Below are 23,724 nucleotides of genomic sequence, written 5' to 3'. Positions count from 1 at the left end.
TAGCGTGTCATTTTTCAACTGCGCTAAAAGTGTTACTATGAGCATCTTAGACAATATGTTGTGGTTATTAGCGGCTGTGCTTTTAAAGCAATGCAGCGAATACACAAAGTATTACCGTTAGTTTATCAGATTTTTATAAGTGGTTATTAGCAAGTATGGCAAAAAAAAATAAATTCCTGTCTTGGTTTGGTTTTGGTAAGTCAGATAAAAACCAACAAGTAGAGCAGACCGCCCAAGAGGCCGATAACCAACAAGCGGAAGTTGAGCGCTTAGAACAACAGCGTATTGCCGCAGAGCAAGCTGAAGCTGAGCGTTTAGAGCAACAACGAATTGCTGCAGAAGAGGCGGAAGCTGAGCGCGCAGAGCAACAGCGCATTGCTGCAGAGCAAGCGGAAGCTGAGCGCTTAGAACAACAGCGCATTGTTGCAGAGCAAGCTGAAGCTGAGCGCTTAGAACAACAGCGCATTGTTGCAGAGCAAGCGGAAGCTGAGCGCTTAGAACAACAGCGCATTGTTGCAGAGCAAGCTGAAGCAGAGCGCTTAGAACAACAGCGCATTGTTGCAGAGCAAGCTGAGGCAGAGCGCTTAGAACAACAGCGTATTGCTGTAGAGCAAGCTGAGGCACGTGATGCTGAACGCCAAGCCATCACAGATGCTGAATTAGCAGCAACAGAACAAGCAGAACAACAACGCCGCGATGAAGCCGCTCGTTTAGTGCAGCAAGAAGAAGCAATGCTTTTAGAGCAAGAACGTATCGCAGCAGAGCAAGCCGAAGCTGAGCGTTTAGAGCAAGAGCGTATTGTTACTGAGCAAGCGGAAGCTGAGCGTTTAGAGCAAGAGCGTATTGCCGCGGAGCAAGCCGAAGCTGAACGTGTAGAGCAAGAGCGTATTGCTGCCGAGCAAGCCGAAGCTGAACGTGTAGAGCAAGAGCGTATTGCTGCCGAGCAAGCCGAAGCTGAACGTGTAGAGCAAGAGCGTATTGCTGCCGAGCAAGCCGAAGCTGAGCGTGTAGAGCAACAACGCATTGCCGCAGAACAGGCGGAAGCTGAACGTGTTGAACGCGAGCGTATTGCTGCAGAGCAAGCCGAAGCTGAACGTGTAGAGCGAGAGCGTATTGCTGCCGAGCAAGCCGAAGCTGAACGTGCAGAGCAACAACGCATTGCCACAGAGCAGGCCGAAGCTGAGCGTGTAGAGCAACAACGTATTGCTGCCGAAGAGGCGGAAGCTGAGCGTTTAGAGCAAGAGCGATTAACAGCCGAGCTTGCCAGCGAGGAAGCAAAAACAGCTGAAAAGCCTAAGAAAGAAGGGTTCTTTGCTCGTCTTAAAAAAGGCTTATTAAAAACCAAAGTAAACTTAGGTTCTGGCTTTGCATCGATTTTCACTGGTAAGAAAATTGATGATGAATTATTTGAAGATCTTGAAACTCAGCTATTAACAGCCGACTTAGGTGTTGATACCACCATGAAGCTGATCGATCGTTTGACTGATGCGGCTAACCGCAAACAGTTAAAGGATGGTGATGCATTATATGAGCTAATGAAGCAAGAAATGGCGGCGATGCTTAAAACGGCAGAACAGCCATTAGAAATTCCTGCTGATAAAAAACCATTTGTTATATTAATGGTGGGTGTTAATGGAGTTGGTAAAACAACGACCATTGGTAAACTTGCTAAGCAATTTCAGGATCAAGGTAAATCAGTCATGTTAGCTGCAGGTGATACTTTCCGTGCAGCTGCGGTTGAGCAATTACAAGTATGGGGCGAGCGTAATAAAATCCCAGTAATCGCACAGCACACCGGTGCTGATAGTGCCTCAGTGATATTTGATGCATTTCAAGCTGCCAAAGCGCGTAACGTTGATGTGTTAATTGCAGATACAGCTGGTCGCTTGCAAAATAAAGACAACTTGATGCAAGAGCTTGAAAAAATAGCCCGGGTGATGAAGAAAATTGATCCCGATGCACCGCATGAAGTGATGCTAACCATCGATGCAGGCACAGGGCAAAATGCAATTAGCCAAGTGAACTTATTTAATCAGTGTGTTGGCCTTACCGGTATTACATTGTCTAAGTTAGATGGTACAGCCAAAGGTGGGGTTATTTTTGCTGTCGCCGATAAATTTAATATTCCGATCCGCTATATTGGTGTTGGTGAAGGCATTGATGATTTACGTGAATTTAATAGTAATGACTTCATTGATGCGCTATTTAGCCAAGATGAGGACGAAGTTTAAATTTCAAAGGGGAGCTTGCTCCCTTTTCAGCTGTGGATGATTGATAACTAAAATGATAAATTTTCAGCAAGTCAGCAAAACATATCCCGGTGGTCACCGAGCACTGGAAAAAGTTAATTTCCATGTTAAACCGGGTGAATTGGCTTTTTTAACAGGTCACAGTGGTGCCGGTAAAAGTACCTTACTTAAACTCATTAGTTTAATGGAACGCCCGTCGGCGGGTCATGTTTTTATTAATGGCGTTGATTTAAATGCAGTAAAATCGCGGCAAATTCCTTATGTCCGCCGTGATATTGGTATCATATTTCAAAACCACCGTTTATTAGAGCGCCACACTATTTTTGATAATGTTGCCTTGCCGCTAATTATCGAAGGTACGCATCATAAGCAAATTGAAAAGCGTGTGCATGGCGCACTTGATAAAGTTGGCTTGCTAGATAAAGTAAAATGCCACCCTTCAACACTCTCTGGTGGTGAACAACAGCGAGTTGGGATTGCCCGGGCAATTGTAAACTCTCCGCCATTATTACTTGCAGATGAACCAACCGGTAACCTAGATCCTGAGCTTTCCATGGATATCTTGCGTTTGTTTGAAGAATTTAATAATCATGGCACTACAGTCTTAATTGCCACTCATGATTTAGGGCTGATCTCGCGAATGAAATACCGTAGCTTAACCTTAAAAGATGGTCGCATGAGTGAAGATCCATTGGCAGAGGCAACACTATGAGTTTGTTATTCAAAGGCCGAAAAAGCCAAAATGAACGAGTAAAAAAATCAGTTTTTGCAGCCGGCTATTTTTTTGTGCTGAATATATTTCGCCAAGGTGTATATAGCCTAGGGGAAATGTGGCGCACACCGATGGCGTCAATGATGACCATTGCGGTGTTGGGTTTAAGTTTAACCTTACCAGCGACCTTGTATTTAGTGGTTAAAAATGTGCAGCAGGTCAGCAGTGGCTTTGAAGAAGCTGCAGAGATTTCATTATTTGTAAAAGAATCCATGAGTGAACAAGAAACAAAAACGCTTGTTAAACGCTTAGCACTCTACCCAGAAATTGATAATGTCACTTTTATTTCTAAACAAAATGCGCTCATTGAATTTAAAGAAGTATCAGGGTTTGGCCAAGCACTTGAATATTTAGATAGCAATCCTCTGCCAGATGTTGTTATCGTCACGCCGACTTCTCGCCATCGTCAACCAAACGCCGCGCAAGCATTATTAAAAAAGCTTGAAGCAGAGCGTGAAGTTGATTTTGGTAAATTAGATATTGCCTGGCTTGAGCGCTTAAATGCATTATTAAGCCTGTTAAAAGAAAGCGTGATCACCATCGCGTTGTTATTACTGACTTCGGTAACTTTGATCATAGGCAACACTATTCGCTTATCAATTATGGATAAGAAAGAAGAGATCCAAGTGATGAAGCTAGTCGGTGCAACCAATACCTTTATTCATGCGCCATTTTTATGGACCGGCATTTGGTATGGCATTGTTGGTGGTTTGTTTGCTTTTATATGTGTGGCCCTCATGATGTGGTGGCTTGGATCTGCAGTCACCCAAGTCGCTGGAGTGTATCAAACTAACTTTAATTTAATCGGCTTAAGCTTAGGCGAATTTGGCGCGTTAGTGCTACTTGCAACCAGCTTAGGGTTTGTTGGCTCTTACTTATCTGTTAATCGATATATAAAAGAAATCGAACCCGATAAAGTGTAACAATTATTGTTTATAATCATTGATTAAGTTGGTTGTGGTGAATTGCTTTATCATAACCAACTGACCGCAAAGCTAGAATTCATCGCTTATTCAGGCGTTTAAAGTAGAATAAAAAACACTAAAAAACCACTTGCTTCAATCGAAAAAAAGTTTTACATTGAAGTTAGCACTCTAAGTGAAAGAGTGCTAAGATGGTTTCAAATGTTTATCACTGAGGTGAAAAAATGAGTAAAGATTTATACGCAATGGCACTCACAGTTGGACAGCAAAGCGCAAGTGTGGACGGCTACCTTCAAGCGGTAAGCACTATACCTATGCTAGGTGCTGAGCAAGAAAAAGAGTTAGCGACTCGCTTACAGGAAGATGGCGATCTTAACGCTGCAAAGCAACTCATCATGTCTCACCTTCGTTTTGTTGCACATATAGCTAAAGGTTACTCAGGTTACGGTCTACCGCAAGCTGATTTGATTCAAGAAGGCAATATCGGCCTGATGAAAGCAGTAAAACGTTTTGACCCATCAGTGGGCGTACGTTTGGTTTCATTTGCAGTGCATTGGATCAAAGCCGAAATACACGAATTTGTACTTAAAAACTGGCGCATTGTTAAAGTTGCGACCACTAAAGCGCAACGCAAATTGTTTTTTAATCTTCGTAAAAACAAAAAACGTTTAGGTTGGTTTAACCAAGCTGAAGTTGCTACCGTAGCGAGTGAGCTAGGTGTGAGTGAAAAAGAAGTTCGTGAAATGGAATCGCGCATGAGCGGCCAAGACATGGGCTTTGATTTAACCGGTGACGACAGCGATGACGCACCAACTAGTACCTATTCGCCTGTGCAATACTTAACTGATGGCAGTAATGATTTAGCTGAAGAAGTTGAACAGCAACAATATCAAGAGCAATCTCATACACGTTTATTTAGTGCGTTAAAAACCCTAGATGAACGTTCACAAGACATTGTTAGTGCTCGTTGGTTATCAGACGATAAAGCAACACTGCAAGAACTGGCTGAAAAATACAGCGTATCTGCAGAGCGTGTTCGTCAACTTGAAAAAACAGCGATGAAAAAGTTACAAGCTGCAATGAGTTAATCACAGTTTTACAAAATTATTAAAAGCCCTGCATGAAAATGCGGGGCTTTTTGCGTTTAGGGAAGCTATAAGTTTTAAGCGATAAGTCATAAGTAGCAAAAATAATATGGATTTCATACAGGGCGACTGCTCCGTCGTCACGGCTATTACTTTTGCTTAATTTAATATAATGACTAGGGTCTGTTGATCTTTCAAGGTTGAATTTGCAGCAGTCTGTTTGGTATTTAGGCAAGGCAGAGTCTATGTGGTGTGGTTATTCCCCATAAATAGGCTATAACGCAGCATCAATGCCAAACAGGCGCTGCCCGAAGGGTTCTGCCTAGGGGCAATTAACTCTTTGTTACTCGATTTTTACTTAGCCCACTAGGTTACAAACCTCGCGCCGCGATTAAATTGCCCCTAGTTTGAACAAATATTAATCCGCAAAGGTCAACAGACCCTAGGCGTTACAATTATTTTAAATAAAAATATACCTGCAGTATTTATACCGTGCTATTTATTTACACTCGTTAGGTTATTAATTTAAGTTTTACATTGAATTAATAATGATTCTTTTTATATTCACTTAAATCACTGATTTTAATTTATTATTCAAATCTTGTATGCGAAAATAGAACAAGATTGAGAATTGTCTCTCAATTCATACTCTAAATTAAGCTAACCCCAAGCTGTATTTATATCCGTATTTCAATTTAATTAAAGTCAGTATTAGCACTCAATATGAATTCATATTCACTAAAGAAAAAAATATTATTATCGGTTGTTCTCGCCCTCGTAATTGTTGTTGTATTATTGTCATGGTATAGCTACTCCACGCAAAAAGCGTTGTTACTGCAAAACAGTGTTGATAGTGTGAGGCAAGCAGGTAAACAGCAAGCCGCGCGTATCGAAGCATGGTTAACCGATCGTCAGCGAGTGATCGCTTCTGTCGCCACTAAAGTTGAAGGTGATACGCTTAATGCATTGCAGCAAGCACAGGTATCTGGCGATTTTCAATTAACCTATTTTGGTAACCGCGACGGGCTGATGGTGGACTCTGATCCCAGCATTGACCGCTCAGGTTATGATCCTAGAACACGTCCTTGGTATCAGCAGTCACAGCAAGCTCGTAGCAGCATAATTACCAAGCCTTATTTGGATGTTGCCTTTAATCTATTGGTCGTTACCATAGCTCATCCAGCGCGTAATGGTGTGGTTGGCGGTGATGTGTCAATTGCGAGTATTGTCGATAGCGTTAGCAATATGTCTCTACCGGCAAACGGTTATGCCATCATGATGCATGAAGACGGTACTGTGATCGCCTATAAAGACTCAAGTAAATTGATGGGTAAAATCACCAATATTGAGACTAAATTAAGCAGCCGACTAATAGAATCAAGTAGCCAAACAGGCCAACTTACGCCTGTTTATTTTGAAACTGAAGCTCGGGATAAGCTAATTTGGAGTGAAAAAATCCCCAATACAGATTGGCAGCTAGTTTTTGTACTCGACAAACAAACGTTAGAGGCACCATTAGTTAGCTTGATGGTCACCCAGTTAGGACTGGCAACGTTAGCACTGATCATTAGTGTATTATCTATTTCTTGGTTGTTAAGTTTGTTACTAAGGCCACTAAGTCGCGTGTCGCAAGCGTTATCTCGTATTGCTGCAGGCAATGGTGATTTAACTCAGCGTATTACAGTCGACAGCCAAGACGAAGTCGGCATGTTAGCTGATAGCTTTAATAGTTTTGTAAGTAGTCAACATCAGCTGATCAGTCATATTCGTCAACTAGCGACTGATCTAGACTCAGATGCAGAGAAAAGTCTGTTAACCAATCAATCAAGCGTTAATGAACTACAGCGCCAACAGCAAGAAGTTACAATGGTTGCTACCGCAGTTACAGAGATGTCCAGTGCTACTCATGAAATTGCAGCTAACGCTGAAAATACCGCTGCTGCATCCCAGCAATCGGCGCAAAGCAGTATTCAGGGGAAAAGCTTAGTTGATAAAACCAGAACCACGATTAACTCATTGGCATCAGAAATTGATGAAACCACAGTTGTGATCAGTGAGCTGAGCCTGCATGCACAAGCAATCTCAAGTATTTTAACGACGATTCAGGAGATTGCAGAGCAAACTAATTTACTGGCATTAAATGCTGCGATTGAAGCGGCGCGTGCCGGCGAGCAAGGCCGTGGTTTTGCTGTTGTCGCAGACGAAGTTCGCGTGTTATCACATCGTACTCAAAACTCTACCGCAGAGATTTATACCACGATTGAAACGTTGCAAAATACCACTAAAAAAGCGGTTAGCTTGATGGATAGCAGTAAAAGTTTAGCTAATAACAGTGTTCACGACGTCAACGCCGCAGCACAAGCTTTAGAAGAAATTACTCACGCAGTGAATGAGATTTCCGACATGGCAGGGCACATTGCAGTCGCAGCTGAGGAGCAAACTCAAGTAACAAATGAGATAACCCGAAATACGGTCGCAATTAAAGATGTCACTGATGAAATCACGGCATCAGCAACAACGCATTTAAGCCAAGCAAAGGTACTGAAAGACCGCGCCACTGACTTAAATGAAAAAGTCGCCACCTTTATCCTGTAGTTTGACGTTATAGCTAGTAGGGCAGATATAGCCCTGCTAGCTTCTTTTTAGTTTTTAGTTTTTAGTTTTAAGTGGTAAGTTTTAAGCCATAAGTGACAAACGCAGCCACCACTATCTTCTTGTCCTCTTGCGAAACATTATAGAAAAAGAACTTTAAGTTAATTATTCACAAATAGGTTAGAGGCGCCGCGCTTTAGAGTTATCAACATAGGTTGGTTTGAGCGCAGCGAAATCCAACTAAAAATATCCAAACCTATAAACTACAAAGTTTTGACTTATCGACTGTCTTGAATGTGCCAACAGCGGACGTTAACACCCACCTTTTATTAGTTTGCTAAAACTTTGTAGCAAAGGAAACCGAGCATTGTCCGTTCAAGCAACTTGTTATACAACTATCTATTTTGCAAATATACATTAAGTCCTGTATGCACAATTAAATAGCCATCTTTATTCAAGTTATATTCACCAGCATCTTTTTTAGATGTTTTATGCCTAAACTTCACAAAACCGTTATCTCTTTCAATAGTACCAATTAGCGACCTTGCAAATAAATCATCAAGTAGATTTTCTGCACTTGGAATATCACAATTTTTTTTAATTATATTTACTGCTTGAAAATATGTGCAGTTATATTGTCTATGTATTTCTCTCAATGAATCAAAGATATTTTGTATTTGAACAGGGGTATAAAATGAAGATAGTTCATTACTAAGCTCTTTAACTAATTCCGATGCATACTGACCTAATAAACTATTAACACTATGCTTTGTAAGAGGTAATGAATATCTGCCAGTCTCTAAAGGTTTAAAAAATAATATGAGATCTCTAGGTCTTAGATAAGTATGGTCACATATATATTTAAAGCTGCTTTTAGGATGAAAACTATCTGAAACAAGGCTTTCCCAAGCAGATTGCTTTTTCATTTTTATCCCAGCTACTTCGAAGGCATTTTTTGCTCTTTTTTCAATTAACTTCTTAAGGCCTAATTCGTTTTCTTTATGCTTGCTAAGATATTCTTCTTGATACCAATCTAAGCTTACAGAATAAGATGAAAATATCTTTGCGATATCGGCTCCCATAGGAGATAACAACCTTTCAACGTCATCTCTAATTAGAATTATCGCTTTTGCTGAAGTGTGATTTTTTGCAAAAACGTTGTTGTTAACATATTTAGCTGTACGTAACAGGTTTATAACGGTATCAACAGACTCAGGGTTATCTGAATTAAAACCGATATCTAAGTCATCGAAAAATACTACGTATGAATTTTCATTATCCACGTTGGCATTTGAGGATAGAACACTTACTACAACCTTCTCTAGATGAGGAAGTAGCTTGTAATAAGGCGCCCTAGATTCCTTAATCTGAATATCTTGACCATACTTCCCTTTGAAAAACCGTTTAAATTGTTCAATGCTAACTTCAAATTTATGCTTTTTGATTAACTCTATTATTTCACCTTTATCTATATCAATATATCCAGAGTTTTTTTTCAAAAATTCTTTTAATAATTTAAATTGAGTTGATTGATTTGCGGCTTCATTATTAAAGAACAATGTGAGGATATGAGTGTATATCAGCCATTTAAACAAATGTTCTTTACTGTTTTGTTCTTGCCCTTCGACGTGCCCTAGTTGAACAAGAGCTTCCATACTTACAGTATCTTGCCTAATAAACGAGGTAAATAAGTTAGCTTCATCTTGAGATAAGGCGTGAGCATACTCGGCGAAAGCACTTTTACCACAACCCTTTCTTCCTACAACAATAAATTTTTCATTCGATAATTCGGTAAATAAATTATGGTGATCTTGATAAACATTATGCAGCATTACTTTCGATGTAGGTAACGACTCTGCCTCTGCTTCAGGGGATCCGAGAAAAAGGGCTCCTGAGCTCTTTTTACTAAAACTTTTAAATACCATTTAAACCTTCTAATTTTCGAAATAATGAGTAGATTGGGTAGTTGTATAACAACTTTATCAGAGAACACTTTTCGTTTTTTAGCGCGAAAACATCCTTATTTTGTTAACTTATATTAATAACAAATAGTGTAAGTTATTACCAGCTATAAATATAATGCTTACTGTATCTTATTTAAACATTTGGAAAGGGGAAAGTTTCCTCTTATTATTACTAAGATAAAGACGACTCATCTGAATGACTGGTTATCGCTCGAAGCCGTCACTCAATTTTATTCTTACATTGTTGGGTTTCGTTGCTCTCAACCACAACCTACGGTAGTTAATTTAACGACGGACTATTCTGTTTTCCTAGAACCTCGCTCCTTTTCCCTTGCAACTTGTCGCTTACCTCGCACTAACCCCTTTATGCTCAGCTTGTGCGAGTTGTATATATTTTCGCTCTACCAGCTGCGATAGCGGCACGAGTTCAAAACCTTGTTGTTCAAGTTCGGGTAGCATGCGCTGTAAAAATTCAATGGTTTCAGGGTAAGGGTGGGCAATCGCGATGGCGAAGTTATAACGTTCGGCTTTATACTTTAGTTCGTTGAGGCGAAATTGTAACTGTTTCTCATTGGGAATATTATCTAAAAACACATGGCGGCCGACATTTTCAACGCCATATAAGTTGGCAACATTTTGCGCTTGGCTTAAGCCAGTAGTGCGGCTATCTAAAAAGTACAGGTTGCGCTTTTTCAGCACCTCCATAGTCCATTTCATGGGCAGGCTTTCTTGAGTAAGTGCTGAGCCCATATGATTATTTACACCTTTCACCTGAGGTAAGGTTGCAAGCGCATTGCCGAGGGTGATTTGTAATTGTTCTTTGCTCATATCGCTGGTAAGTGCGCCGGGGCCTAGTGCTTTACTGTTATCCAGTGCTTGCATGGGAATATGTAGCAGTAATTCTTTATTTGATTTACTGGCTAAGCGCGCAAAAATTTGCGAATACGGGGTATGAGGCAAAATCGAGAACGATATTTTACCTGGTAAATTTAGGATTTCGAGGTCGCGTTGATGGTTGCCAATATCATCAATTACAATCGCTATTTGCTTATTTGCGGCAAGCGTAGGCAAGCTAAAAAAAAGCCAGAACAACCAAGTTAATTTTTTCACGTTTATAATTTTTATTATCTTTTTTATAGTGAGCTAAAAGCTTTATTTCATAGTTATTTATAGTGAGCTAAAAGCTTTATTTCATAGTTAATAGCTGCTGTGCTTTTAATAACAGTGGATCAGCTGAGTCTGTGCGTGACCATAGCTGATCGTCATTTCCTTGTTCGTTTTTTATTATAACTACTTTATCAATTTGCGAAAGGGTTGATTGATTAATCGCCACATCAGGGGTTACGCCAATGCCATCAATTGATTGTCCTGAGGGGGTAAAGTATTTTGCAGTGGTTAGTTTTAGTGCTGTATTACCATTGCCTAATGGGATCAGAGACTGCACAGAGCCTTTGCCAAATGATTGGCTGCCAATTAGTGTGGCACGGTGATTGTCTTTAAGTGCAGCGGCTAAAATCTCTGCTGCTGAGGCCGAGTTTTCATTAATAAGTACCACGATTGGCGCACCATTTAAAATATCACCTTTTTTGGCGCGAAAGTGCTGGTTTGCATCATAAAAGCGACCTTTGGTGGTGACTATGGTGCCACTTTGTAAAAACAGATCCGATACCGCTACAGCACTTTGTAATGTGCCGCCTGGATTGTCGCGTAAATCGAGCACTAAGCCTGTAAGTGGATTACCGTAATGGCTTTGCAGTGCTGTTATTTGCCGCGCAACATCATGCAAGGTGTGATTGGTAAAACTATTTATTGCCAAATAACCAATACCAAACTCTGATAATGAACTGGTGACACTCTCTAAGTTAATTTCTGATCTAGTCAGAGTAAAATAAATGGCTTGTGGTGAATTACCTCGTTCAATCGTTAAGGTAACCGTTGCTGTGTCACTCGCTTTAATCATTTGTGCAACTTGATTGATGTCTTTATGTGCGACCGTTTGCTGATTAACGGCAAGTAGCACATCATTCATTTGTACTCCGGCAATGGCTGCGGGAGAATCTTTGATCGTATTTACAATAATAATTTTTTGTTGTTGCTGTTTTACTTCAATCCCAAGGCCTGTATAGCGGCCGTTAGTGCTGCTAAATAGCGCTTCTAACTCGTGTTCATCAAGGTACTTAGAGTATGGGTCTAGCTGTGCAAGCAGGGCTTCAAATTGTTGGCTGCTTTCAAAGCTTTGTTGTAAAGCTAAGTCTTCAACATAATAGGCATGGATATTAAAGAGGATTTCGTTTTTTTGTTGGCTTTTTAAATCGCCCACCGAGGTCACTGCAAAGCAATTAAAACTCAGGCACAAAAAAACGCTAACGAGTAATAAATAGCTTATTAGAATGCGATTAAAAACAGGGTATTGTAACCGCTGTATTTGTAATTGTGTATTTAGCATCAGCTGCTCCCAGTGGGGTGCAGCTGTTTAATCAATTAAATGCGTCTGCACCATGTTACAGGATTTACTGCGCGTCCTTTGTGGCGTATTTCAAAGTATAGACCAGAATTTGCTTGTCCGCCGCTTTGACCAACTAAAGCGATAATATCGCCTTGGCGTACTATATCACCTACGTCTTTTAGTAAGGTTTGAGTATGGCCGTATAAACTCATAAAGCCTTCACCGTGGTCAATAACAATAACCCAGCCGTAGCCTTTTAACCAATCAGCAAACACGACTTGACCGTTGTGGACGCTATGCACATTATTGCCTTCATTAGCGCCAATTAATACGCCTTTCCAGTCAATACCACCGTGCTTATGTTGGCCGAAGCTGTGCTCAATTTTACCTTTTGTTGGCCAGTTTAATTTACCTTTACTGGCTGATAGGCCCAGCAACTCAACCTTTTTAGTTTTTTCTTTTTCAAGTTCTTGCAAGGTAGCTACTAGGGTTTTTTCATTATCTTTTAAGTAATCAATTGAGTTTTTGGTTGAGCTAAGCTTGGTTTTTAATTCACTGATGTTGGCTTTTCGTTGTTGTTGCGCTGCAATGAGTGCTTGATGACGATTGGCTTGCTCTTTATGGAGCACAACTAAGTGTTGCTTGGTTTTTTCAAGTTCGGTTTGTACATCCGCTATTTCAATCAGGAGTGCTTTTAACTCATCAATTTGCTCAATACGCGCTTTGTTGAGGTAATTATAATAACTTAAGGTGCGTTCAACCTGTGCAGTATTTTCTTGATTTAATAGCATTTTAGAGTAGTCATGTCCGCCAGACATATAGGCACTTTTAATTTGTGCGGCGAGTGCATGTTGCTGCTCTAGGCGTTTTTCCTCAAGTGCTTCAGCTTGCTGCTGTTGCTGCTGTTGTTGTTTTTCAGTATCGCGAATTGATTGCTCGGCAATATTCAGTGCCTTGGCATTTTTTGCGATCTCGAGTTCGTGCTGTTGCAGGTTCTTTTGCGATTTTTCGATGTCTTTACGCTGGGCGGCAAGTTCAGCTTGGCTTTGCTTTAATGCTGTTTGGATTTCGCTGAGATCTTTTTTAGTACGATCTTCATTAGCGACGGCAGGGGCCGTCACTAATGAAGTGAGTATTAACGCAGTAACAACGAGCGTACTAAAAATTAATGGGTTAATACTTTTGTTCATGGTTTATTTCAATGTCATGATTGGTGTGCCAGTCATCTCGCTTGGTTGTTCCATGCCCATTAAGTGCAACATGGTTGGCGCAACATCACTGAGGGCTTTGCCTTCGCTTGGTGTTGCATCACGACCAACATAAATGAAATGAACCGGTTCACTGGTGTGTGCGGTATGCGCTTGGCCAGTTTTAAGGTTAGCCATTTGTTCAGCATTGCCGTGATCAGCTGTAATTAATGCTTCACCACCAAATTCTTCAAGGGCAGCAACAACACGACCAATACATTGATCGACTGCTTCACAGGCTTTTACTGCGGCTTCAAATACACCTGAGTGACCGACCATATCGCCATTTGGATAGTTACAAATAATTGCATCGTATTTACCGCTTTTAATCGCTTCGACGAGTTTATCGGTGAGCATTTCTGAATTCATTTCAGGTTGTAAATCGTAGGTCGCAACTTGTGGTGATGGGATCAGCTCGCGGGTTTCACCTTCAAATTCATCTTCACGTCCGCCACTAAAGAAAAACGTCACATGTGCATATTTTTCAGTTTCAGAAATACGTAGCTGTGTTTTATGGTGTTTTTCAAACCATTCACCCAATACATTAGTCAAAGGGACTGTGGCAAAGGCTGCTGGTGCGTCGATGTCTGCTGCGTATTCGGTCAACATAACAAAGCCGCTTAGTGCGGGGGCTTTTTTCTTGGCGAAACCGTCAAAGTCTTTATCAACAAATGCGCGGGTCATTTCACGAGCACGGTCGGCTCTAAAGTTTAAGAAAATAACCGTATCACCGTCATTAATTTGTACTGCGTCTTGGCCTTGTGCTGCTATGGTAGTTGCAGCAACAAACTCATCGTTTTCATCACGTTCGTAAGCCGCAGCTAATGCATCAACACCATTTTCGTAGCTATGTTGTGCGATCCCACTGACCATTAGGTCGTAGGCTTGCTCTACTCGGTTCCAGCGATTATCGCGGTCCATTGCATAGTAGCGCCCAATGATTGATGCTAAGCGACCACAGTTTAATTTGCTAAACAGCGCTTCAATACGTTCAATTGACGTTTTTGCGCTACGTGGTGGAGTGTCTCGGCCATCTAAAAATGCATGAAAATACACTTCTTTAGCACCGCGCGCTGCAGCTAATTCAATTGCAGCTACAATATGATCTTCATGACTATGCACACCACCTGGGCTTAATAAACCCATTAAATGCACCGCTTTATCAGCATTCACTGCTTTATCAATGTTTTCAACTAGTGTTGGATTATGTGCAAACTCACCGTCGTTTATTGCTTTAGTGATACGGGTGAAATCTTGATAAACCACACGGCCAGCACCTAAGTTGACGTGGCCTACTTCTGAGTTGCCCATTTGCCCATCAGGAAGACCAACATCTAAACCTGATGCAGAAATTAGGGTGTGCGGGCGAGTTGCCCAAAGTTCGTCTAAAACAGGGGTATTTGCCGCTAAAATTGCGTTGCTTTGGGTATCTTCACGGTATCCCCAACCATCTAAAATCATTAATACGAGAGGTTTTTTATGTTGTGTCATTTTTGTTCCTGAAAATTAGCTCCTGCTTAGCCTTAGCATACCGTGTTTTGTGGTTATGATCAGCAATCAAAGGGACATATTAAAATATTTCACTCTCTGGTAATTTCTAATCAAGCACGTATACTTGCGTGGCTAGGGCATTGCCCTTACGTTTAACCCCAGTGCTACAGGCGCGGGACAATTTTCATAGTGGAAGACGCATGGATCAATATATTGAATTTGTCGGTAATCATCCGATATTAAGTTTAGCTTGGGTTGCTTTAGTTGCACTCATCGTGGGCGGCTGGTTTAAAAGTAAGTTTTCAGCAATTCGTCAAATAAATCCGCAACAATTAACGTTATTAATTAACCGTGAAGACGGTGTCGTTGTAGATATACGCGCACAAAAAGAATTTAATAATGGCCGTATTGCAGGCGCTGAGCATATTAGCCCTGAAAAAGCGAAACAATCTGACTTCTCAAGCCTTGAAAAGTCTAAGAGTAAACCCATTATATTGGTATGTACCACAGGCATGACAGCCTCAGGTATCGCAACTGCTATGCATAAAGCTGGTTTTGAATCAGTTTATGTTTTATCTGGTGGTATGGGTGCATGGCAAAGTGCTGGTCTACCAACGACAACAGGTCGCTAATTAAGTTAGTTAGGCCGATAGAGGAATTGTTATGAGTAATGTTGTTCTTTATACCAAAGCGTATTGCCCTTTTTGTCAGCGTGCTTTAGCGTTGCTAACAAATAAAGGTGTGCAATTTACAAATATCGACATTGGTGTACAGCCTGAATTACGTGACGAAATGATCGCCAAAGCAGGTGGCGCGAGCACAGTACCGCAAATTTTTATTAATGATGAGCATATCGGCGGTTGTGACGACATGATGGCGATTGAAGCCCAAGGCAAACTTGACGCTAAGTTAAACGCTTAAGCATTTATTATAAAAACGATTAAAAGTTAGGAATTATCATGAACGAAGAAAATCAGAACGTAGCAGCACAAGAAGAAACTGGCGCACAATTTACGATCCAACGTATTTACACAAAAGACGTGTCTTTTGAAACGCCTAATTCACCTGCTATTTTCCAAAAAGAATGGACACCAGAAGTTAAGCTTGACCTTGATACACGTTCTAATAAATTAGACGAAGGCGTGTTTGAAGTAGTATTAGCACTGACTGTTACAGCTTCTATCGGTGAAGAAACGGCTTTTTTATGTGAAATTCAACAAGCGGGTATTTTCACTATCGCTGAAGTTGAAGAAGTACAACTTGCACACATGCTTGGCGCATTCTGCCCGAACGTATTGTTCCCGTACGCACGTGAAGCGGTATCTAACTTAGTTAACCGTGGTACATTCCCACAGCTTAACCTTGCACCTGTGAACTTTGATGCGTTATTTGCTCAATACATGCAGCAACGTGCAGCGCAAGCTGAACAGGCAACTGCAGACGCATAACTTATGAGTACAGCCAATTCAGCTGTTACTGTATTAGGGGCGGGGTCTTATGGCACCGCCCTTGCTATTTGTTTAGCCCGAAACGGTCACCAAGTGACACTTTGGGGTCGCAATAGCGATGACGTTGCCACGCTTGCAGCTGAGCGGAAAAATCAACGTTACCTACCTGATGTCACTTTTCCTGACACTTTACACCTTGAAGCCGACTTACACACCGCAGTAACTGCAAGCCAAGTGATCTTGGTTGTTGTGCCAAGTCATGCATTTGGCGATACGCTACAGCAAATTAAGCCTTCATTACTTGAAGGGGCACAAGTTGCATGGGCCACCAAAGGGCTTGAACCAGATACAGGCCGACTTTTGCAAGAGGTTGCACAGCAAGAATTAGGTGATGATGTGCCACTTGCGGTCGTATCAGGCCCTACATTTGCTAAAGAAATGGCGATGGGTTTACCTACTGCAATTTCAGTGTCGTCAACATCAACAGCCTTTGCAAAACAGTTAGCTGAACTATTGCATTGTGGTCGCTCATTTAGGGTCTATAACAATAATGATTTTATTGGTATTCAGCTCGGTGGCGCGGTTAAAAATGTGATTGCGATTGGCGCTGGTATGTCTGACGGCTTTGGTTTTGGTGCTAATGCGCGGACAGCATTGATCACCCGTGGTTTAGCTGAGTTATGCCGGTTAGGCTGCGCGCTTGGTGCTAAGTCAGAAACCTTTATGGGCATGGCTGGGCTGGGAGATTTGATCCTAACGTGCACCGATAATCAGTCTCGTAACCGTCGTTTTGGTTTAGCACTGGGTAAAGGTGAAAAGGTAGAGCAGGCGATAGCATCAATTGGTCAAGTGGTCGAAGGTTATCGCAACACCAAAGAAGTCTATTTACTTGCACAACGTACTGGTATCGAAATGCCGATCACTGAGCAAATCTATCAGGTACTTTATGAAAATAAAGACGTGAAAGAAGCCGCGATGGCTTTATTAGGTCGCGAGCAAAAATCAGAGTAACAGTGCCTTGTAGCTGCCAGCGTTTATGGGTTTGTATAAACGCTGGTAGTTAATCTTATAACTAACAAGGTACTTAGTCATTCATCAAATTAGATTGTTTTCTCAGGTTGTTTTTTTCGAGATAAGTAGCTACCTTTTCAGCACAAAGCGGACGACTATAATAATAGCCTTGCATCGTATTACAGCCCATAACATGCAGCATATAAGCCTGCTCTTTAGTTTCAACTCCTTCGGCAACAACATCGATATGTAAGTATTTAGCGAGGCGAATAATTGTCGCGGTAATATTACGATCCTGCTCACTATCGACAATATCTTTAATAAAAGAGCGATCAATTTTTAAAGTATCGATTGGAAAACGTTTTAAATAACCCAATGATGAATGACCAGTACCAAAGTCATCCAGCGCAATGGTAAAGCCAAATGCTTTTAAGCGGTTCATTTGCTGTTGGGCAAATTCAGGGTTATCCATCATGGCACTTTCGGTTATTTCTAACTCAACACAGCGTGCAGGCACATCATAGTTTGTTAAACACTCAGTGAGGGTTTCGACTAAACTACTTTGCTGAAAGTGCAGAGCCGAAATATTAATTGCCACTTTACCAAAACTTACTCCTTCATTACGCCATAACTCTAGTTGTTTAAATAGCTGCTTCATTAGCAATAAAGTGAGTGGAATAATTGCGCCATTTTGTTCTGCAAGGGGGATAAATTCAGCCGGGCTAATGATGCTGCCATCAACTTGCGGCCAACGCACTAAGGCTTCAAAACCATGTATTTGATCTTTATCTGCGTTATATTTTACTTGGTAAAATAATTGAAAGTCCTGATGTTCGATTGCCCGAAAAAGTGCGCTTTCTTTACTAAGTTCATTCATATCAATTGTGTGTTTAGATTTATCAAAAAATTGATAATTATTATGACCTATCTTTTTAGCGTGATTGAGCGCACTATTGGCGCTGCGCATCAGTGCTTCGCTGTTATAACCGTTTTCTGGGTACCCGGCGATACCACAACAGGCAGAAATAAAGCTCTCTATACCCTCAAGCATAAACGGTGTTTGGAATTGTTTAAGGATATTATCGGCCAGTTTTTTGGCGAAAAAGACGGACATGCCTGAATATAAATAGGGCGGTACGAGTATAGCAAATTCATCTCCCCCTAAGCGGGCCAAGGTATAACCAGAATCAAGATTACGAGTGAGTCTGCCCGCAACTTCTTTTAATAGTTCATCACCGATTGCGTGACCAAGGGATTCGTTAATTTTATTAAAATTGTCTAAATCTATAAAAATAATCAGTAAATTAGGGAAGTTGTTATTACAGCTGGCAATTGCCTTATTTACAGATTCAATAAAAATAGTGCGATTGGAAAGCCCAGTGACAGAATCTCGAGTGGTTAATTTAAGCATCGCACGTTCATTATTCTTACGTGCAGTTACATCTGAAAATAACCCAATATAATGCGCGCTACTAGTACGTAGGTTAGGGGTTTTTACTTTGGTTATCGATAAATCTAAGGCATAGGGTTGCCCGTCTTTACGCACATTCCAAATTTCACCAGACCAATAACCATCAACCTCTAGATCATTATAAATGAGGCTTTCTAATTTTTTATCGCGACCGTTTACAGTAAATGCTTTTGGTTTTTTACCCACTACATCAGCAAGAGTAAAGCCACAAATAGTTGTAAATGCTTGGTTTATGTTCGTGATTTGAAACTGCTCATTGGCGATCCAAATGGCATCTTTTGATTGCGTCATTAACGCGTTGACCAAATTATGCTTAGCACCACTTTTTAATCTATAAACAATTAACAGCAGTAAAATAGCAAAAATAGCCGCTAAAACGAGGTGGTTGATCCAGTGAGGGAAGGCAAAAGCCGTTTGTTTAATCATTAACACTAACGGCTCGTTATTTACTTGATTAAGGTTTTTAACTTCAAGATAAATATTCTTTGCATTACTAGCCAGAGACAGCATGGTCTGAGCATTCGGCAGTGCTAGCCAATCGCCATTGGGATCGAGTCGGTAATTGAGCTGCATAGGTAAGAGGCCATTACTGCTAAACCAAACAGAGATGCCTTTTAGCGGTTGGCTGGTATTTACTGCGTTGGTTGCTAAGTGGTAATAGTCTTGGTCTTGCTCTTGATAGTGTAAAGTCAGATGACTGATTAAAAAAGAGCTGTTTTGAGGTGGTACTTGTGTTGAATGCACTTCTAATAAAGTATTACCCGTTGGCGCAAACAACATTATTTTATCACGGTAGCTAACGCTAAAGAGTGATTTTGGAAGTTGCTCATAACTAATAGAATCATCAATATAAGCGGCAATACTATGAGTGGCATTTTCAACCCATAGGTTAGTGCTGGGTTTGTAGAGTTTTATCGCTTGAGAATCAACTATCCACAAAGCATTTTGTGGTGCTTCGTAAATGGCTGTGGTGTTAAATGTACTTACTTTATCAAAATTTATCTCAAGTGTTATTTGCTGAGAATTTTCAGGTGCTTGCCATTGGCTCTGCCATAAGCCGTTACTTGTCGCAAGCCAAAGCCTTGAAGAGTTGCGTTGATAATACATAGCATTGATCTGCCCGAGGGCTTCAGTTTCAAGCTCAAGGGCGGTGAGCTGTTGTTTAGCAATATAAAATAATTGCTCACCATCACTTGCGAGATATTGCTCGTCATTAAGGGATGTTAAAGCATTAATGTTACTAATTGGTAGTGTTTGGCTTTGTTGCTGCGTCGCAAAATCATATTTTATTAATTGCTTTTTGGTTGCTACCCACAGTGTTGTTGGGGCAGTTGAATGCAGCGCAGCAACTTGATCCTTTATTAATAAATCAAAAGTGAGGTTGCGGGCACTGTATAAATATAAACCAGTGTCGGTTGCAACAGCCCATTTGTCTTCGCGCAGATAAGCGATGGTAATAATTTTTTTATGTTGTGTAAAATTACCTAACTGTTCCAACATGTCAAAGTATTGCTGCATACGCGGAGCAGGATTATCGGTGATAGGAGTTGTGATAATTTGCATTACAGGGAGCTTTAGCCAGCTTTTAGTGGCAGTTTGCAGCCACAGTTGTTGGTTGTTTTGTTTAATTGATAAAAAGCGTGCAGGAGCACTATAAAATAAAGGATTAGTGTTTTTGCTCGTTAAATCATGTTTATAAGCGCGATTTTTATGCAAATAATAAAGCTGATCATCAAAGTAATTTAGTTGTTGAACATGCGCATGCTGGAGTTTTATTTCTTGCATAGAGTGCGCGTTGTTAAACAGGTAATGTTGGTCGTTATTGGTATTGATAAGGATCGCTGCTGAGGTTTGACTTGGACTCAATTGCGCGATAGGCGCGGGGACGATAAGCTGAGCTGTAATTGCATTACTTGCTAAATCAAAGTGACTAACTAAATTACTACCTGAATGTAGCCATAGGCTGTTGTTAAATCCCAATGCGAGTTCGACGATCTGCTCTGAAAAGGCGAATGGAGAATAGATTTTTTCGTCTTTTATAGTGTGGATCTGACCTTGGTACAGAAAGTAAAAGCCGAGCTCGGTGGTTAATATCGGCTGTTTTAGCGGTGTTGCTGTTAGTTGAATTAACTGGTTGTTAATTAAGTTTATTAAACTCAGCCCTTGCTCAGTGTTAATTAATAACCAGGATTTATAAGTAGCTACTTGTAAAATGGCTTGATTCGCAAATGATGAAAAAGGTGGTGCTTGGCCACTAAAAAGATGCACCGAGTCGTAATTAAACAGCCCTTTATTGGTAGCGAGCCAAAACGCATTACTCGGGTCTTGAGTAAAGTCATTAATGGCGGGTAGCGAAAGTTCATTCGCATTTAATTCAGCTACACTCGCGTTTGCATTTACAATAGATAACATGCTAATAAAACAGCATATTTGAAGGAAAAAACGCATTACAATCCATTGAATCAGTTTAAAAAGAACTTATTTAGAATAGTGTAGGAATAGAAATAATGCGAATCCACTCGAAGCAAATTTATTGCTATATGTAGTGCTAAATTATAATGGTGATTATAAAACAAGGCGCCCAACGATATAGGCGCATTTTAATATAATTTACTGCGCGTTAGGAAAGCCTAACTGACGCCATGATTCATAAACAAAAACAGCCACTGCGTTAGATAAGTTCATGCTTCTACTGTTAGCTTGCATAGGAATACGCACACGTTGTTCATTAGGTAGTGATTGAATTATATCATCTGGTAAGCCACGGGTTTCTGGGCCAAACACTAAACAATCACCTGCTTCATAACTCGCTTGATGGTGAAATTGACTGCCTTTAGTGGTACATGCATATACTTTTTTAGGTTGGCATTTTTCTAAGTAAGCTGCAAATGACGGATGGCGTTGCACATGGCTAAATTCATGGTAATCAAGGCCAGCTCTTTTCACGCGCTTATCGTCCCACTCAAAGCCCAAAGGCTCGATTAAATGCAAAGCATAGCCCGTATTTGCACACAGGCGAATAATATTCCCTGTGTTAGGTGGAATTTCAGGTTGGTATAAAACGATATCAAGCATAACGAGCCTTATTGGTGATCTACATTTTGACGTTCGAGAGTATACACGAAACAGATAAAAAAAATGATATACTCATTTTAAGTAAACACTTTAAGCATAGGCAAAAACGTGCATCAGCGCAGTTATGAGTTTTGGGTAAAAACAGCAAGTGTGGTCACTATGGTGATGGTGAGTTTAATGATTGCTGCTAAATGTTGGGCATGGCTTGCGTCTGGCTCTGCCTCTATGCTCGGATCACTCACCGATTCTTTGATGGATATTACCGCTTCAGCAATGAGTTTTATGGTGCTCTTTTATGCACTGCGCCCAGCTGATGACGATCATCGTTTTGGCCATGGTAAAGCCGAAGCCTTGGCGGGTTTAGGGCAAGCGGCATTTATTGCAGGCTCTGGTTGTTTATTGGCGTTTCATGGTATAGAGCGATTATTTAATCCTGTGGTACTAAGTCATTCAATGCTCGGGGTATGGGTTAGTCTATTTGCGATTGCTTGCACCTTAGTGGTGGTTTATGTACAAACTCAAGTCATTAAGCATACCGAGTCCATTGCAGTTAAAGCAGACTCTGTGCATTACAAAGGCGATATAATTTTAAATGCAGCAGTACTGCTGGCAATATTGCTTGCGCAAAATGACATGCTGTACGCGGATCCTATTTTTGCCATTGGTGTTGCAGGTTATTTGCTTTATAACAGTTGGGATATTGCTAGGCAAAGCGCTGACCATTTAATGGATAAAGAGCTACCTGAGGACGAAAAAGCCAGTATCATATCAATCGCTAACAGTCATAACGATGTATTTGGCGTACATGACGTACGCACGCGACAAGGTGGTAAAGTTAAGTTTATTCAAATGCATTTAGAGCTTGAAGATCAACTCCCCTTGATCCGTGCTCATTATGTAGCGGATGAAGTAGTGGCGATGATCCAACAAGAATTTAATTGTGAAATGGATATTTTGATTCATCAAGATCCAATGTCATTGAGTAATAGCCGCGCTCAAGTTAATGAATCACAAAACTGATAAAAACGGCTAAGCACAGCTTTGCGAATGGTGTCTTGTTCAAATAGTAACTCGTGCTTAGCATTCGCAAATGTTTGTAAAATAGCATTACTTTGACGGTGAACTAAGGCTAATTGGGCTTGGTTATCAACCACAGTATCATTCTCAGCACTGGCTACAAAAAGTGGAATCGATAGCTGTTGTTTTTCAAGAGTTGCCATAAAGCCAAAAGCTTCATTCAACCAGCCGTAAGTCACCCCGCCTAATTGTAGCGCGCTATCCGTTTGGTAGGTTTGTCTAAATAAATCATAGCGAGTTTCGCTACTGGTAAGGTCATTCTGTGCGAATTCATCAGGCAGGTAATCTGCTTGGCCAAACGCATAGTGTTTATTAAAACCAAACAAACAGGCAGCACGGGCGGCAAGTTTAGCCAGTGGTTTGGGAATACCTTTAGTGAAAATATCAAACATGGGCGAAGACAAAAATACACCACTGTAGTTATGTTCAAACCGGGTTAGGAAATCAAAAGCAATCGCGCCGCCCATTGAATGCCCGAGGATGACCTTTTTGCCTTGGTAGAGTTTACTGACAATTAAACGGTCAAACAGTGCTAAATCATCAGCATAATCACTAAATTTATTAACAAAACCTTTATGAGGGTTGGCTAAAGCGCGATAAGAACGGCCTTGTCCTTGATGATCAATAATAAACACCGCATAGTTATTTTTATATAACTCCCAGATTAGCTCTTGGTATTTATCTAATCCTTCAATGCGTCCAGAGCAAATAACAATAGCGGCCTTGGCATGCTCAGGTATCACATAGCCATAATATAAATCGCCATTATCGGTAGTCAGCTGCGCTTTGTGCAACTGCTGCTGAAAAAACTCTGTGATCTCAGGTTGTTGGGTAAGTAAGTTTTGCTCTGTGCTGTAAAACATAATGGCCATG

Annotated in this window: 18 protein-coding genes; 10 read left to right on the top strand and 8 right to left on the bottom strand. The window is 40.8% G+C overall.

Annotated features, from left to right (window positions below; all coding sequences use genetic code 11):
- Positions 1-155: 155 nt before the first annotated feature.
- From ftsY to H5154_RS01925, 5 genes are all read left to right on the top strand, one after another.
- Entirely contained in the window at positions 156-2,231 is a 2,076-nt protein-coding gene (ftsY, locus tag H5154_RS01945) for a signal recognition particle-docking protein FtsY (protein WP_182717205.1), read from the top strand.
- Positions 2,232-2,283: 52 nt separating this feature from the next.
- Positions 2,284-2,961: a cell division ATP-binding protein FtsE gene (ftsE, locus tag H5154_RS01940; protein WP_182717204.1), complete on the top strand. Its 678-nt coding sequence runs from the start codon at positions 2,284-2,286 to the stop codon at positions 2,959-2,961.
- Positions 2,958-3,944 (top strand): permease-like cell division protein FtsX, encoded by a 987-nt coding sequence (gene ftsX / locus H5154_RS01935; protein WP_182717203.1) that lies wholly within the window; start codon positions 2,958-2,960, stop codon positions 3,942-3,944. Before ftsE ends, ftsX begins: the two co-directional genes overlap by 4 nt.
- Positions 3,945-4,168: 224 nt before the next feature.
- Complete coding sequence (gene rpoH / locus H5154_RS01930) at positions 4,169-5,032, top strand: RNA polymerase sigma factor RpoH (RefSeq protein WP_182717202.1); 864 nt, start codon at positions 4,169-4,171, stop codon at positions 5,030-5,032.
- Positions 5,033-5,752: 720 nt separating this feature from the next.
- Complete coding sequence (locus H5154_RS01925) at positions 5,753-7,624, top strand: methyl-accepting chemotaxis protein (protein ID WP_182717201.1); 1,872 nt, start codon at positions 5,753-5,755, stop codon at positions 7,622-7,624.
- Between the two features lie 392 nt (positions 7,625-8,016).
- On the opposite strand, the gene H5154_RS01920 is transcribed toward H5154_RS01925, so the two are convergent.
- The 5 genes from H5154_RS01920 to gpmM all read right to left on the bottom strand — a co-directional run bounded on the left by H5154_RS01920 (position 8,017) and on the right by gpmM (position 14,769).
- On the bottom strand, positions 8,017-9,546 hold the full coding sequence (locus H5154_RS01920; protein ID WP_182717200.1) for a P-loop ATPase, Sll1717 family: 1,530 nt from the start codon (positions 9,544-9,546) through the stop codon (positions 8,017-8,019).
- A gap of 384 nt (positions 9,547-9,930) precedes the next feature.
- Entirely contained in the window at positions 9,931-10,695 is a 765-nt protein-coding gene (locus tag H5154_RS01915; RefSeq protein ID WP_182717199.1) for a divergent polysaccharide deacetylase family protein, read from the bottom strand.
- Positions 10,696-10,771: 76 nt separating this feature from the next.
- Positions 10,772-12,031 carry a S41 family peptidase gene (locus tag H5154_RS01910; RefSeq protein WP_182717198.1) on the bottom strand — a complete coding sequence of 420 codons (1,260 nt, stop codon included), beginning with the start codon at positions 12,029-12,031 and terminating at the stop codon, positions 10,772-10,774.
- A gap of 35 nt (positions 12,032-12,066) precedes the next feature.
- A complete protein-coding gene (locus H5154_RS01905; RefSeq protein ID WP_149982155.1) occupies positions 12,067-13,221 on the bottom strand; it encodes a murein hydrolase activator EnvC in 1,155 nt (384 codons plus the stop codon).
- Between the two features lie 3 nt (positions 13,222-13,224).
- Positions 13,225-14,769, bottom strand: coding sequence for a 2,3-bisphosphoglycerate-independent phosphoglycerate mutase (gene gpmM, locus H5154_RS01900; RefSeq protein WP_182717197.1), 1,545 nt, complete (start codon positions 14,767-14,769; stop codon positions 13,225-13,227).
- Between the two features lie 200 nt (positions 14,770-14,969).
- Here gpmM and H5154_RS01895 point away from each other — a divergent pair, with 200 nt between their 5' ends.
- From H5154_RS01895 to gpsA, 4 genes are read left to right on the top strand one after another with little or no spacing between them, the layout of a single operon-like run.
- Entirely contained in the window at positions 14,970-15,401 is a 432-nt protein-coding gene (locus tag H5154_RS01895; protein ID WP_149982153.1) for a rhodanese-like domain-containing protein, read from the top strand.
- 31 nt (positions 15,402-15,432) lie between these two features.
- Positions 15,433-15,690 (top strand): glutaredoxin 3, encoded by a 258-nt coding sequence (gene grxC, locus H5154_RS01890; RefSeq protein WP_145235234.1) that lies wholly within the window; start codon positions 15,433-15,435, stop codon positions 15,688-15,690.
- A gap of 38 nt (positions 15,691-15,728) precedes the next feature.
- The gene (gene secB / locus H5154_RS01885) at positions 15,729-16,217 is read left to right on the top strand and encodes a protein-export chaperone SecB (RefSeq protein ID WP_145235236.1); all 489 of its coding nucleotides are present in this window, start codon (positions 15,729-15,731) and stop codon (positions 16,215-16,217) included.
- A 3-nt stretch (positions 16,218-16,220) separates the two neighbouring features.
- Positions 16,221-17,228, top strand: a complete 1,008-nt coding sequence (gpsA, locus tag H5154_RS01880) for an NAD(P)H-dependent glycerol-3-phosphate dehydrogenase (RefSeq protein WP_145235238.1) — start codon at positions 16,221-16,223, stop codon at positions 17,226-17,228.
- Between the two features lie 73 nt (positions 17,229-17,301).
- On the opposite strand, the gene H5154_RS01875 is transcribed toward gpsA, so the two are convergent.
- Together H5154_RS01875 and trmL are read right to left on the bottom strand one after the other, a co-directional pair.
- Entirely contained in the window at positions 17,302-21,147 is a 3,846-nt protein-coding gene (locus H5154_RS01875) for an EAL domain-containing protein (protein ID WP_220493353.1), read from the bottom strand.
- Between the two features lie 162 nt (positions 21,148-21,309).
- A complete protein-coding gene (gene trmL, locus H5154_RS01870; protein WP_149982151.1) occupies positions 21,310-21,774 on the bottom strand; it encodes a tRNA (uridine(34)/cytosine(34)/5-carboxymethylaminomethyluridine(34)-2'-O)-methyltransferase TrmL in 465 nt (154 codons plus the stop codon).
- A 108-nt stretch (positions 21,775-21,882) separates the two neighbouring features.
- On the opposite strand from trmL, the gene H5154_RS01865 reads away from it, so the two are divergent.
- Positions 21,883-22,794, top strand: a complete 912-nt coding sequence (locus tag H5154_RS01865; protein ID WP_145235244.1) for a cation diffusion facilitator family transporter — start codon at positions 21,883-21,885, stop codon at positions 22,792-22,794.
- Here H5154_RS01865 and H5154_RS01860 read toward each other — a convergent pair.
- Positions 22,770-23,714 (bottom strand): alpha/beta fold hydrolase, encoded by a 945-nt coding sequence (locus H5154_RS01860; RefSeq protein ID WP_182717233.1) that lies wholly within the window; start codon positions 23,712-23,714, stop codon positions 22,770-22,772. The genes H5154_RS01865 and H5154_RS01860 overlap by 25 nt on opposite strands.
- Positions 23,715-23,724: the final 10 nt, after the last annotated feature.

The organism is Pseudoalteromonas sp. SR44-5 (genome assembly GCF_014163675.1).
GTDB classification, from domain to species: domain Bacteria; phylum Pseudomonadota; class Gammaproteobacteria; order Enterobacterales; family Alteromonadaceae; genus Pseudoalteromonas; species Pseudoalteromonas rhizosphaerae.
Note: the sequence above shows the minus strand (reverse complement) of the source record. Positions and strands in the feature narration are given on the sequence as shown.

Excerpts from the sequence above, each read along its gene's own strand:
- H5154_RS01875 (WP_220493353.1), bottom strand. The coding sequence starts at position 21,147 with ATGCGTTTTTTCCTTCAAATATGCTGTTTTATTAGCATGTTATCTATT.
- secB (WP_145235236.1), top strand. The coding sequence starts at position 15,729 with ATGAACGAAGAAAATCAGAACGTAGCAGCACAAGAAGAAACTGGCGCA.
- trmL (WP_149982151.1), bottom strand. The coding sequence starts at position 21,774 with ATGCTTGATATCGTTTTATACCAACCTGAAATTCCACCTAACACAGGG.
- gpsA (WP_145235238.1), top strand. The coding sequence starts at position 16,221 with ATGAGTACAGCCAATTCAGCTGTTACTGTATTAGGGGCGGGGTCTTAT.
- ftsE (WP_182717204.1), top strand. The coding sequence starts at position 2,284 with ATGATAAATTTTCAGCAAGTCAGCAAAACATATCCCGGTGGTCACCGA.
- H5154_RS01905 (WP_149982155.1), bottom strand. The coding sequence starts at position 13,221 with ATGAACAAAAGTATTAACCCATTAATTTTTAGTACGCTCGTTGTTACT.
- H5154_RS01910 (WP_182717198.1), bottom strand. The coding sequence starts at position 12,031 with ATGCTAAATACACAATTACAAATACAGCGGTTACAATACCCTGTTTTT.
- H5154_RS01920 (WP_182717200.1), bottom strand. The coding sequence starts at position 9,546 with ATGGTATTTAAAAGTTTTAGTAAAAAGAGCTCAGGAGCCCTTTTTCTC.
- rpoH (WP_182717202.1), top strand. The coding sequence starts at position 4,169 with ATGAGTAAAGATTTATACGCAATGGCACTCACAGTTGGACAGCAAAGC.
- H5154_RS01860 (WP_182717233.1), bottom strand. The coding sequence starts at position 23,714 with ATGTTTTACAGCACAGAGCAAAACTTACTTACCCAACAACCTGAGATC.
- H5154_RS01895 (WP_149982153.1), top strand. The coding sequence starts at position 14,970 with ATGGATCAATATATTGAATTTGTCGGTAATCATCCGATATTAAGTTTA.
- grxC (WP_145235234.1), top strand. The coding sequence starts at position 15,433 with ATGAGTAATGTTGTTCTTTATACCAAAGCGTATTGCCCTTTTTGTCAG.
- ftsY (WP_182717205.1), top strand. The coding sequence starts at position 156 with ATGGCAAAAAAAAATAAATTCCTGTCTTGGTTTGGTTTTGGTAAGTCA.
- H5154_RS01925 (WP_182717201.1), top strand. The coding sequence starts at position 5,753 with ATGAATTCATATTCACTAAAGAAAAAAATATTATTATCGGTTGTTCTC.
- gpmM (WP_182717197.1), bottom strand. The coding sequence starts at position 14,769 with ATGACACAACATAAAAAACCTCTCGTATTAATGATTTTAGATGGTTGG.
- ftsX (WP_182717203.1), top strand. The coding sequence starts at position 2,958 with ATGAGTTTGTTATTCAAAGGCCGAAAAAGCCAAAATGAACGAGTAAAA.